Origin of the sequence: Gordonia otitidis NBRC 100426 (genome assembly GCF_000248075.1) — a bacterium.
In the GTDB taxonomy this organism is placed as follows: domain Bacteria; phylum Actinomycetota; class Actinomycetes; order Mycobacteriales; family Mycobacteriaceae; genus Gordonia; species Gordonia otitidis.
Genome location: NZ_BAFB01000076.1, coordinates 1 through 11,437, shown reverse-complemented (window position 1 = coordinate 11,437; position 11,437 = coordinate 1). Strand labels below are relative to the sequence as shown.

The window sequence follows — 11,437 nt, the reverse complement described above, 5'->3', positions numbered from 1 at the left end:
TTACTAACTACTTACTTCAACGGGGACGGCGATGTGCCGTACGACGTTCGGGGGCACTCGCCTCAGTCGGCTGCTAGGGCGCCGATCAGGCGGTCGATCGGGATGAGTCCGGTGTAGCTTCCTGCTTCGTCGCAGCACACGAGCGGGTCGAACCGTCGCTTCAGGGGACGAGTCATCGCACGCCGGAGGACTTCGTGGTGTCCAGATGAACTGAGAACGCACATGGCGTGGTCTCTGCGGACCCCTCGGCTGCCGTCGCGCAACGCCAGCCGGACAGGTCGTGAGTAGCAGTCGAGCAGGGTTATCGCGGGGGTGTCGGAGTCGGAGTCCAGGGTGGCGCGCAACTCGGCGTCGCTGGTGTCGAAACCTGCGGTATGACCGACGTCGACGAATGCCGCGACGGTCTCGGTCGGTGCCGCGAGCGCGGTGGGGGCCGCATCGACGGTCTCGGGTGCAAGAGCCTGCATCGACTCGGACGGCCGACCCAACAGATATCCCTGGCCCAGCGGCACGCCCAGTTGACGCAGCCGATGAAGGTCGCGTTGTCCCTCGATTCCCTCGGCGACGAGCCACGCGTCGATGCGGCTCGCGAACTCGCCGAACATCTCCACCAACGCCGACTTGGCCTGGTCACGGTGAAGGTCCTGCACCAGCGAGCTGTCGAGCTTCACGAAGTCGGGTCGCAACGCGAGAATGTGACGCAGACTGGCGTAGCCGGCCCCTGCGTCGTCGACTGCCACGAACCCTGCGAGACTGCGAATGTTGGCTATTGCGGAAGCGACGGTGTGGTAATCGTTGACGACGCTGTGTTCGGTCAGCTCGAAGACGATGCGGTCCAGTGGACCGGATCCGAGTAGCCGCTCGACCTGGTCCGAGAGCAACGCCTCGGGCGAGATATTGATGGACAGAAAGCATCTCGGCGGAAGCTGCGACCTCGACGACAATGCCTTGGTCAAGACGAGAGCGCTCAGTTCGGCTTCGCGCCCGATGCGCTGAGCCGCGGCGAACCATCGGTCCGGTCCGGCACCGGGGTGGCAGGAGAAACGGCTCAGGACTTCGTATCCGGCGACATTCATCTGTGGGAGGTGCGCGATCGGCTGGAACATCAGCGACGGGGCGCCACCGCGGTCGATCAGCGCGTCGACAGCGCACTCGAGGTCGGCGTCCGTGGGCCGCGTGTGCTGGCCGACGAGTGGTGGCCGATGGTCGGTACTCACTCGGCCGTGTCGGTGATCGATTTTCTGACCAGAGCGAGAGTGTCCGCGGACAGCGCCTCGACGTCGTGCTCGGCGGCTGCGTGCTGAGCAATGCTCTCGAGCAGGACCTCCTCGGAGTCGGCCGTGAAACGCATGTCGCAGTCGGGAATCACAGCACCGCACCAGAAGCTCTTCATCGTATGCCCTCCTGCTCGCTCGCAACTGTTCGTTCGCCCTCGGAGCCGGGACCGTTACCGCAGATGATGCGGTCTTCTCTGGCGTAGAGCACCATCGACTGGCCACGGACGAACCCTGCCAGTGTCAGCCCGTGCTCCTCGGCGAGCTCGACGGCCAACGACGACGGTGCCGACACCGCCGACAGTACCGGGATGCCCGCCATCACAGCCTTCTGTACGAGCTCGAAGCTGGCCCGACCCGACACCTGCAGGATCTGCCCGCGCAGTGGCAGAAGATCGCGGGCGAGCGCCCACCCCACGACCTTGTCGACAGCGTTGTGGCGACCGACATCCTCACGGACTACGCGCAGTTCACCGGTCGACGCGTCGAACAGCGCCGCCGCATGTAGTCCACCGGTCTTCGCGAACACCTTCTGGTGGCCACGCAGTCGTTCGGGCAGATCGAGCACCGTATCGGCGTCGACACTCACCGGATCGTCGGACACGTCGAATCGTGAACGCGTACTGACCGATTCGATGCTGTCCTTGCCGCACACACCGCACGCGCTGGAGATCGTGAAGTCTCGCGAGAGGGAAGGGTCGGGACCGATCACGCCGGGCGCGAGTGCCAGATCGAGCACGTTGTAGGTGTTCAGTCCGTCGTCGTCGGTTCCCGCGCAATAGCGGGCGGTCGTCAGTTCGTCGTGACGGGTCAGCACACCCTCGGACACGAGGAAACCCGACGCGAGTTCGACGTCGTGGCCGGGCGTGCGCATCGTGACCGCGAGGCGCGTGCCGTTGACGCGCATCTCCAACGGCTCCTCGACGGCCAGCACGTCGACGCGTGTCGTCGGCTGCGCACCGCGTCGGACGCGGGTGACCCGCCGTCGAGCGGTGATACGTCCCATCTCGCCACAGTAACCTCCCCGAAAACGCTCATGCCGCGCGAGAACGTGGTTTCACACGTCGACGACGAGCGTCACCGGGCCGTCGTTGACCAGCGACACCTCCATGTGCGCTCCGAATCGTCCGGTGGCGACCGTGGCTCCCGCTGCGCGCAGTTCTGCGACCACGGCGTCGACGAGGGGCTCGGCGACCGGCCCGGGTGCGGCGGCGTTCCAGGAGGGCCTTCTGCCCTTGGCGACGTTGGCGTAGAGGGTGAACTGACTGATGACGAGGATCGGGGCGTCGAGATCTGCCGCGGAATCCTCACGCCCGTCCGAGCCGTCGAGGATGCGTAGTCGCCAGATCTTGTCGGCGAGCTTCGCCGCATGCGCAGGGGTGTCGTCGTGGGTGACCCCTACCAGGACGACGAGACCCTGGGCGCCTGCAGCGATGTGGAGTTCGCCGACGGTCTCACCGTCGACACGCACCGAACCGCTGGACACTCGCTGGATCACCGCACGCATTCGACCAGCATCACAGATCGAGAACCGGTGCGACTCGGCGGTGGTACGACCCGGAGTGTCGCCACGACCAAGATGAAGATCTGGTGACGACTTCGACGCCTCGGAATACGAGCGAGCGACGATGAGGTTCGCTGTGAACATGACCGCTTCATCCAACGCAGGGCAATCGAAGGCCGGGCAGTCCAAGGCAGAGCACATCGCGAGGTTCGGCACCTACGGCGCGTGGGGTTGGTTCAAACAGTTCTCGCCCGACGAGGCGCGACAGATCGAGGAACTCGGATACGGGACGATCTGGCTCGGCGGATCACCGGAGAACCTGCACCCCATCCGCACGATCCTCGAGGCGACCGAGAACATCACGGTCGCGACGGGCATCGTCAACATCTGGAACTCAATCCCCTACGTGATCGCCGGGGAGTTCCACGCACTCGAGCGTGACTTCCCCGGACGGTTCTACCTCGGTATCGGCGCGGGACACCCCGAGGCCACGTCGGAGTACACGACCCCGTTCAAGGCCGTCGGCCGCTACCTCGACGCACTCGACGGCAAGCAGGTTCCGCCCAACCGTCGACTGCTCGCGGCACTCGGACCGCGCATGCTGCGTATGTCGGCGGAACGGTCACTGGGTGCGCATCCCTATCTGACGACGCCCGAGCACACCGCGCAGGCGCGCGAGATACTCGGCCCCGACGCCCTGCTCGCACCTGAGCACAAAGTGGTCCTGACCGAAGACGCGCAGGAGGCACGCGCCGTGGGGCGGCCGCCGGTCGACAAGCCCTATCTGCACCTGCGCAACTACACCAACAATCTCAAGCGACTCGGCTACACCGACGAGGACATCGCCGACGGAGGCAGCGACGCGTTGATCGACGACCTCGTCGCGCACGGAACCGCTGCCCAGGTGAAGGCGCGGCTCGACGAGCATCTCGCCGCGGGTGCGAATCACGTGGCGATCCAGGTACTCGGATCGAAGACGCCTGTCGAGCAACTCGCCGCGATCATCACCGCCTGACGCCGCGCTGCGGCACTAGCGAACCGGTTCCTTCAGCACCATCGAGATCAACCAGCTGACGATCGAGATCACCAGTGCGCCGAAGATCGCGGCCCAGAAGAAGCTGTCGACCTGAAGTCCCCAGTGCGTGGTGTTGTGGGTGATCCACGACGTGATCTCGAGCATGAACGCGTTGATGACGATGTGGATGAGGCCGAGGGTCAGGATGTAGAGCGGAATGGAGAACAGCTGCACGATCGGCTTGATGAAGGCGTTCACCACACCGAAGATCAGCGCAACGAGCACGACGATCCCGAACTTCTCCCATCCCGACGCGGAGTCGGGGAACTGGAAACTCAGGCCCGGCACGATCAAGGTCGCGATCCACAGCGCGACGCCCGAAAGCGCCGACTGGAGCAGAAATGCACGCATGTCCAAGATCTTGCCAAAGACCGCCGAGCTGTGGTGGCGGCCCGGCGGATTGTCCCGTGGGCAACCCCGGGTGCTCGTGGTCGGGGTGTCAGAGTCCCAACTCGACCATGCGTCGCGTGATCCGGTCGTCGGTGGTGACGACGGGCGCGGAAGTGCGTACCCATGGATCACCGCCGAAGTACCTCGCCATGATCTTCTCGGCGCACCGGGTCGCCACTGCTTGGGTCGTGAGAGTCGGATTGGGGCCACCGAGCGAATTCGCGAGAACAGAGTTGTCGGCGATGTAGAGGCGGTCGACGAACCGGGCTTCGCAGGTGTCGCGAGCCACGGAATTCCGTGCAGAGATCCCCATCCTCATCGATGAGTGCACGTGCAGCAGCAGTGGCGCCCAATCCATGCGGTAGATCGTGTGGGCACCGGCCTTGCGTAGCAGGCGGGCCGCTGTTGCGGCGACGTGTTCGCGATTGCGCCGCGTCGGCGCCGACCGCTTCCGGATGTCGATGTCGATCTTGGCTACCGCGCCGTTGGAGTCGGCAGGGAAAGCCGAAGGGACGATGCGACATTCGGGTTCCACATGATCGTCGGTGATGCACAGGACGTTCAGCATGCGGTCGATCCCGTGCGCCATGAATTCCCGGAGTTCGTCACCGGCCAGACGGCCGGTCGGACCGTCCCATGGACCGCGCATCCCGCGCCCGTTGGTGTACTTCCCGCGAATACCGCTGTTGGACAGACTCATCGTGAACGCCTGGATACCAGGTGTCACCCCGGAGTTCTCCAAACACCCGTAGCCGGGGAGTTCGACGCGCGCGCAGGAGTTCCCGCCACGCGTGTTGCCCGTGTCCTCGTCGAACAACCCCACCACCCAGTCGAACCAGTGATCGGTGTGCCCTCTGCCCACCCAGTCGTTCGGATTGGGCAACCCGCTGTTGAACCAGAGTCGGGGCGTCTCGGTGGCTCCGGCCGCCAACACGACCACGCGTGCGTCCTCACGGAACCGCTCTCCCGAATTGTTGTCGCGCCACGAAACACCAGAGGCCCGTACTCCGTTCCCCGATCGCGCGGTGTGTACCTGAGTCACGAACGAATCCGCGCGCAGTTCCACCGCGCGGCCGCCCGTGCGCACACGGTCGGCTGCCAGTCCCAGCGGCACATAGCTGTTGTCCGTCGAGCGTCTGGCCAACTGGTTGCGCGGCGCGTGCAACGGGAGGTAGCAGCCCTGGAAGCAGTGCCCACAGAACGTGCATCCCGTTGCGTGCGGGTACGTGAGCAACGATTTCTCCGACGTCCTGCCGGCATTGCCGCCGGGGTGCAGAATGCAGTTGGGCTGCGGTCGATAGGCGGCGCCGGTGGTGTCCCTACCACGCTGAAGGGGCAGACCCAGCCCTTCGCAGCCGCGGAAGAACAACGCTTCCTTGGTGCCCATCGGTGCGGGTTTCACCGGGAGGGTCTCCTCCACCCACTCGAGATAGGGCACCAGTTCCGAATAGGTGAACGGGAAGCGATGTGCGGTGTCGTACTCAGAACGATCTGGTCCGTCATACCCGCTGAACACGCCCTTGTAGGGACGCGGTGAATTGCCGAAGAAGTGCTGCGTGGTACCGCCGACCCCGGCCAGTTCCCAGACGAAGCTGTTCTGCGCCCACTCACGAAACCAGCCGGGCTTGCGACGGTCTCCCGGCCCGAAACGGAGGAATCCCGCAGTCGGGTCGTTCGCGTCGAACTCGAGATGCGACCACTGTGTGGCCGGATTCCCCTGGCGGGGACCGCCTTCGAGGAGCAACACATCAAGGCCCTGCATCGCGAGTTCTGCGGCGACAACAGGGCCGCCACCTCCGGCTCCGACGACGATGACATCACGCACTCAGAATTCCTCCATACCACGGTAGTAGCCGCGAAACTCGTCGTGGTTGTCGACGATTCCATGAGGCCGGTAATCAGTGATGTCCCAGGCTGCCGGCCGCCGTCGTAGGCGCCGTGTCGCCACGTCGTAGAGTCGGTGTTCGCTCCAGACCGTGAATGCCGCGCCGTCGAGCAGAATCCCGCCCACGAATCGCAGAAGCCCCGATCCGGAACCTCGGAGTGGTTGGGGCAGAGCGGAATCGAACACTGCCAGCAGATCGGCGGCGGGTTGCTCGATCAGCTCGAACGCTCGACACTTGGTGTCGAAATCCGCGTTGGCGAAGGGGGAGGCGAAGGGGCCGGCGCCGAACCGGCTTCCTGCCAACACCGCCGACACGTTCAGTACGAGGCCGGCGGCCAGCGACAGCGGGAACGTGCGGTCGTTGTCGCCGACGCCGAGGGCGCGGTCGATCGCCCGCGCTGTCGCGGGTTCGGGTAACTGTGCCGCCGGAACCGAGAGATCGGCCAGGGTGGTCGACAACGCGACCGCGATCGGGCGCACGAGGGCGTCGCTCTGCGGCAGGAAGCGGTCGATGAGAGCGATGAATTGGACTGCGCCGTCGTCGGATACGGCCCCGGGACCACGTGCGGTGACGCGTTGGGCGCGGGAGTAGGCGTCGTCGCCAGGCATGACCATCGCCGCGACGCCGGTGAGCGCCTCGTGCGAAGCGCGCCGTACGGAGTCGAAGATCTGCTGCACCGGCGACGGCAACGGCGGGTAGCCGCCGAGCGGCTCCGCATGCGCCGGATCGGCCTGCGCGATCGCGGCGACGATCGCGGCGAGTCCCGTCGCGTGAAGGAATCCCCGACGAGTGACAGTGGCTGGGGTCACAGTGGCGACGGTACGTGACGGAGACCAGCGTGCATGGAACCATCAAGTCCCCCGGGCGTGTTGTGTCGGTGATCCTGTGGGGACGGCGTGCCGCCGACTACCTGCCGTCGGTCGGCTCGGGTTGTTCGATTCCCAGCAGCCGTAGGTACATCGCGTTCAATGACGTCACGGCACTCTCGAACTCGTCGGGATCGGTGATCCGTCGTCGAGCGAATCGCTCGAACATGCCGAGAACGGCTTCCGCGATCGACTCCGCATCGGCGGCGGGATGTGCGTCGCCCTGCTCGGCGAGGCGACGCACATAGCGGATCACCCGTCGTCGTGGACGTTCCTGGATCTCGCGCCAGATCTCGGCGATCGTCTCGTCGGCGAGCGCCTGGTGTTCGATGACCGTCATGAGGTCGAGGTGCCGCGCGTACGCGGTCAGGAACGCGGCCGACGACGCACGACCGAGTTCCACCGGGTCGCTCTCGTCGACGTCGGGGATTTCGTGCGCCGCCAGGAAGTCATCGCGGACACTGCCCGCGACGGAGACGAAGACGTCGGATCTCGAGGTGAAGTACAGGTAGAACGACGCTCGCGACACACCCGCGGCGTCCGTAATGTCGGCGATCGTCGTGTGCGCGTACCCGCGAGAGGCGAAAACGTCTGCGGCACTTGACAACAGGTCGGTTCTGGTCGAGTGCTCCCGGCCCTCGCGGTCGCTGCGTGCCCGCGCCCACGCGGCCTGCCCGGTCACGGCGAGACCGTCGGACGCTGACCGGTCCGGCCGTCCGTGGCGGCGGACGACTCGGCGACGATCTGCGCGCGCAGTCGGTACTTCTCGATCTTGTTCGTCGCCGTGCGGGGCAGATCGTCCACGATGCGAACGATACGCGGCCGCATGTACTTGGGCATCACCTCGTCGGCGTAGGCATGCACGTCCTCGACGCCGATGCCCGAGCCGTCGGCCGGGACCACGAATACCACGACGTCGTCCTCGTCTCCATTGGCGGCGGGTACGGCGAAGGCGGCACACAAGGCAACGGCGGGATGCTGATTGAGGAGGTCCTCCACCTGATAGGACGAGAGGTTCTCACCCCTGACCCGGATTCTGTCGCCGAGGCGGTCGACGAAGTACAGGTTACCGTCGGCTCCGCGAACCGCGGCGTCGCCGGTGTGGAGCCACAGATTACGCCACGCGTCGACGGTCGCTTCGGGCTTGCCGTGATATTCGCGCATCACCAGCCCGGGCAGACGTGGGCGCAGCGCGAGCTGCCCCGGTTCCTCGATCCCACAGTCGGCGTCGTGCTCGTCGAGAATGGTGACCTCGCAGAACGGGCCGGGGGTGCCGATGAATCCCTTGCGCGTGACGTCTTTACCGGGGAGGAGTCGGATGCCCAGTTCCTCAGCGCGTTTCGTGATGCCGGCATGGTCGAGGCCACGGTAGAGCTCGTCGGGTGTGCCCGCACCTGGTTCGGTCTCCATGATGAAAGCGCTGACCGGCGCGCCTGATTCGGTCTGTCCGAAGCCCGCCATGACGACGTCGAATCCGAAGCGCGTCGCGATGTCGGAGTGGTGGCTGGGCAGCGGCTGGAGGTACACCTTGTTCAGCGTGTTGGCGCGGTCGTCGGAGCGCGGTTCGGCGTTCATCAGCCACGGGATCATCACGTCGAGGAGAATCGCGGTCGTCGCACCGGAGGTGTCGATCCGACGCCAGAAGTCGCTGGGGCTGAACCTGTCCCAGACGGCGACCGCGCATCCGACCCAGGCCGCACGGGCGACATTGGCGATGGCACCACCGACGTGATACATGGGAAGGTCGTTGTAGACGACGTCGTCGGGGGTCAGGAGTGCCCGCAGGCCGTAGGTGTACTGAGCCATCCATCGGTACGGTTGGACAACCCCTTTCGCAGGACCTGTCGTCCCGGACGTGTACACGATGTTGGCCGGGTCGTCGAAGGAGACGGTGACGTCGGGTCGCGCTGCCGGCGCGATGAGCTCGGCCCAGCCGAGACGGCCGAAACGCGGGTGCACGTCGACGATCTCGGGCACGTGATCATGTGCTCCCGGCGGGGGAGAGTAGACGACGACCCGAGGGACCGTGTCCAGGGAGTCGGCGATGTCGTTGACCACCGACACGTGTGCTGCGTCGGTGACCAGCAATGCCGGTGCCGTGTCGTCGAGTTGGTAGGCCAGCAGTCTGCCCACGTAGGAGAAGTTGATCGGACAGTAGACGGCGCCTGCCTTCCAGATCGAGAACATCAACACCGTCGCCAGATAGGAGTTGGTGGTGAGCACGCTGACGCGCGCACCTTCACCGACGCCTGCGCGCGCGAGGTTTCCGGCCACGGTGTCGGTCAGGGAGCCGAACTCGCGGTAGGTCAGCGAGACCGAATCCTCTCCGTAGTAGAGGAAACGCGCGTCGGGACGCGCTGCGGCCCAGTGGTCGAGTCGTTCGGTGATCAATTCGCCGTCGGCGGTGAGGAGCCGGAGCAGCGCTGCTGCGTCGAATGCTGTGTGGGTAGCGGATTCCGGGATCGACATGGGGTCTCCAGGTGGGTGTGCGGTGAATGAGTTTCGAAGTGGTCAGGGTCGGGTGCCGAAGCACGGGCGACCGAGCAGGGTCGGAACAATCCGATAGGCGTCGTGAACCCAGTCGCACAGCAGGCTTCTGGTGTCGCGCGGATCGATGATGTCGGCGACGCCGAACCGCTCAGCCGTCCGGAAGGGTGACGTCAACGCCGAGAACGTCTCACGGATGCGTTCGGCTTCGGCGGCGGGATCGTCGGCGGCCTCGATCTGCGCGCCGAAGGCGGCCTCGACGCCGCCCTGCATCGGCAACGAGCCCCAGTCGCCCGACGGCCAGGCCCATGTGCGTTGTGCCCGATGGCGATTCACTATCCCGGCACCGCCGACGCCGTAGACGCGTCGGAGGATCATCTCGGCCTGCGGTACCCGTGCCTGGTAGATCGCGCTGATCGCGCGTGCGCCATGTCGGATCGTCGCCCTGCGTTCCGCGGCCGTCCCGATCGTCATGCCCGCCTGGTCGGTGAGGCTGACGACGGGCAGATGGAAGGTCTCGCAGAGGTCGACGAGGCGGGTGATGGCCAGTGCGCCGGATGCCGACATCGTGGCGCCCATGGCGGGGTCGGCAGCGACGACGCCGACGGGGTGGCCGTCGAGTCGGGCGAGCGCGGTGAGCGTGCCACCTCCGTAGTCGGCGTAGCGGAACACCGATCCGGTGTCGAAGACCGCGTCGGGAATCGGCGAGATCTCATACGGGCGGCGCTGATTTCGGGGGATCGCGTTCAGTAGAGACTCGTCGCGGCGGCCGATCGGATCGTCGCAGTCGATGATCGGAGGGACCTCGAAGACGCTGGTCGGCAGGTAGGACAGGAACGACCGGATCACCTCGAAGGCTTCGGCCTCGCTCGCGACGATACGTTCGACCGAACCGTTGTCGCGGTGGATCTCCGGGCCGCCCAGCTCATCCTTGGTGAGGTCTTCGCCGGTCGCGCTGCGTACGACGGGTGGACCGGCTGTGAACAGTTGCCCGACACCGTCGACAAGCACCGACAGATGCGACATCACCAGTCGCGCAGCGCCGAGGCCGACGGTGGGGCCGAGTGCCGCCGCGGCGACCGGGACCAGGGACATGTTGTCCACCACGGCATCCCAGCCCGGATTGATGGGGACGTAGGTGTAACCGGCGTCGAGCACCATCTTGATGCTTCCGCCGCCACTCTGCCCGTCGAGCAGGCGGACCATCGGTAGTCGCATCTCGTTCGCGTACCGCTCGAGAAAGATCTGCTTCTCGTGGATCGCCGCGTCGCCGGCACCTCCGCGGACGGTGAAGTCGTCGACGCCGAGTGCGACCTTGCGACCGTCGACCCGCGTCGTCCCCGCCAAGAAGTTGGTGGGCGAGACGGACACGGTCTGCTGATGGGCGTCGAGTGTCGGAAAGCCCGACAGCGCGCCGATCTCGACGAACGAACCGCTGTCGCCGAATGCTTCGATGCGCTCACGCGCGGTGAGTCGTCCGGAATCATGCTGGCGTTCGATCTTCGTCGGTCCGCCCATGGCAAGTGCGAACTGCCTGCGTCGTTCGATCTCCGCGACCTCTGGCGACCAATCGGACTCCTCGTTCCGATCCGCGGCCGGTGTCGCCACCGGCGCGGTCGCGGGCTCGACGACGAGCAGCGGCGCCTCCGCTTCGACGACGGTGCCGGGGGAGACGAGGACATTCGTGACGTGGACGTCGGCGTCGACGCGGACCACATGTTCCATCTTCATGGCCTCGATGACGACGACACCGGTCGCGCCGGGTATCTCGGCACCGACGTCCACCGACGTCGAGACGACCACTCCCGCCATCGGCGCGCGGACGACCAGCGCGCCCTCGGGGATGTCGAGATCTGCTGCCGGCGAGGAGGATTCAGGACGTGCGACCACGGTGCCCGAGGGCTCTGGGGCCCGATGGCGCGCGAAGTCGTCGAGACGGGTGGGTAGGAACGAGG

At 66.0% G+C, this 11,437-nt stretch carries 11 protein-coding genes; 1 reads left to right on the top strand and 10 read right to left on the bottom strand.

Annotated features, from left to right (window positions below):
* Positions 1-62 precede the first annotated feature (62 nt).
* The 4 genes from GOOTI_RS07050 to dtd are packed head-to-tail and all read right to left on the bottom strand — an operon-like array spanning position 63 to position 2,781.
* Positions 63-1,217: an EAL domain-containing protein gene (locus GOOTI_RS07050; RefSeq protein ID WP_007237879.1), complete on the bottom strand. Its 1,155-nt coding sequence runs from the start codon at positions 1,215-1,217 to the stop codon at positions 63-65.
* Positions 1,214-1,393 (bottom strand): DUF1059 domain-containing protein, encoded by a 180-nt coding sequence (locus GOOTI_RS07045; protein ID WP_007237878.1) that lies wholly within the window; start codon positions 1,391-1,393, stop codon positions 1,214-1,216. Before GOOTI_RS07045 ends, GOOTI_RS07050 begins: the two co-directional genes overlap by 4 nt.
* Positions 1,390-2,280: a formate dehydrogenase accessory sulfurtransferase FdhD gene (gene fdhD, locus GOOTI_RS07040; RefSeq protein ID WP_007237877.1), complete on the bottom strand. Its 891-nt coding sequence runs from the start codon at positions 2,278-2,280 to the stop codon at positions 1,390-1,392. Before fdhD ends, GOOTI_RS07045 begins: the two co-directional genes overlap by 4 nt.
* A gap of 51 nt (positions 2,281-2,331) precedes the next feature.
* Complete coding sequence (dtd, locus tag GOOTI_RS07035) at positions 2,332-2,781, bottom strand: D-aminoacyl-tRNA deacylase (RefSeq protein ID WP_007237876.1); 450 nt, start codon at positions 2,779-2,781, stop codon at positions 2,332-2,334.
* A gap of 139 nt (positions 2,782-2,920) precedes the next feature.
* Here dtd and GOOTI_RS07030 point away from each other — a divergent pair, with 139 nt between their 5' ends.
* Positions 2,921-3,793, top strand: coding sequence for an LLM class F420-dependent oxidoreductase (locus GOOTI_RS07030; RefSeq protein ID WP_039993697.1), 873 nt, complete (start codon positions 2,921-2,923; stop codon positions 3,791-3,793).
* 15 nt (positions 3,794-3,808) lie between these two features.
* Here GOOTI_RS07030 and GOOTI_RS07025 read toward each other — a convergent pair whose 3' ends face one another.
* The 6 genes from GOOTI_RS07025 to GOOTI_RS07000 all read right to left on the bottom strand — a co-directional run.
* The gene (locus GOOTI_RS07025; RefSeq protein WP_007237874.1) at positions 3,809-4,204 is read right to left on the bottom strand and encodes a phage holin family protein; all 396 of its coding nucleotides are present in this window, start codon (positions 4,202-4,204) and stop codon (positions 3,809-3,811) included.
* A gap of 88 nt (positions 4,205-4,292) precedes the next feature.
* Complete coding sequence (locus GOOTI_RS07020) at positions 4,293-6,068, bottom strand: GMC family oxidoreductase N-terminal domain-containing protein (protein WP_007237873.1); 1,776 nt, start codon at positions 6,066-6,068, stop codon at positions 4,293-4,295.
* Entirely contained in the window at positions 6,069-6,938 is an 870-nt protein-coding gene (locus tag GOOTI_RS07015; protein ID WP_007237872.1) for a twin-arginine translocation signal domain-containing protein, read from the bottom strand.
* A 97-nt stretch (positions 6,939-7,035) separates the two neighbouring features.
* Entirely contained in the window at positions 7,036-7,677 is a 642-nt protein-coding gene (locus GOOTI_RS07010; RefSeq protein ID WP_007237871.1) for a TetR/AcrR family transcriptional regulator, read from the bottom strand.
* Positions 7,674-9,464, bottom strand: coding sequence for an AMP-binding protein (locus GOOTI_RS07005; protein WP_007237870.1), 1,791 nt, complete (start codon positions 9,462-9,464; stop codon positions 7,674-7,676). Before GOOTI_RS07005 ends, GOOTI_RS07010 begins: the two co-directional genes overlap by 4 nt.
* A gap of 42 nt (positions 9,465-9,506) precedes the next feature.
* On the bottom strand, positions 9,507-11,437 hold a 1,931-nt coding region (locus tag GOOTI_RS07000), incomplete at its 5' end, for a carboxyl transferase domain-containing protein (RefSeq protein ID WP_007237869.1).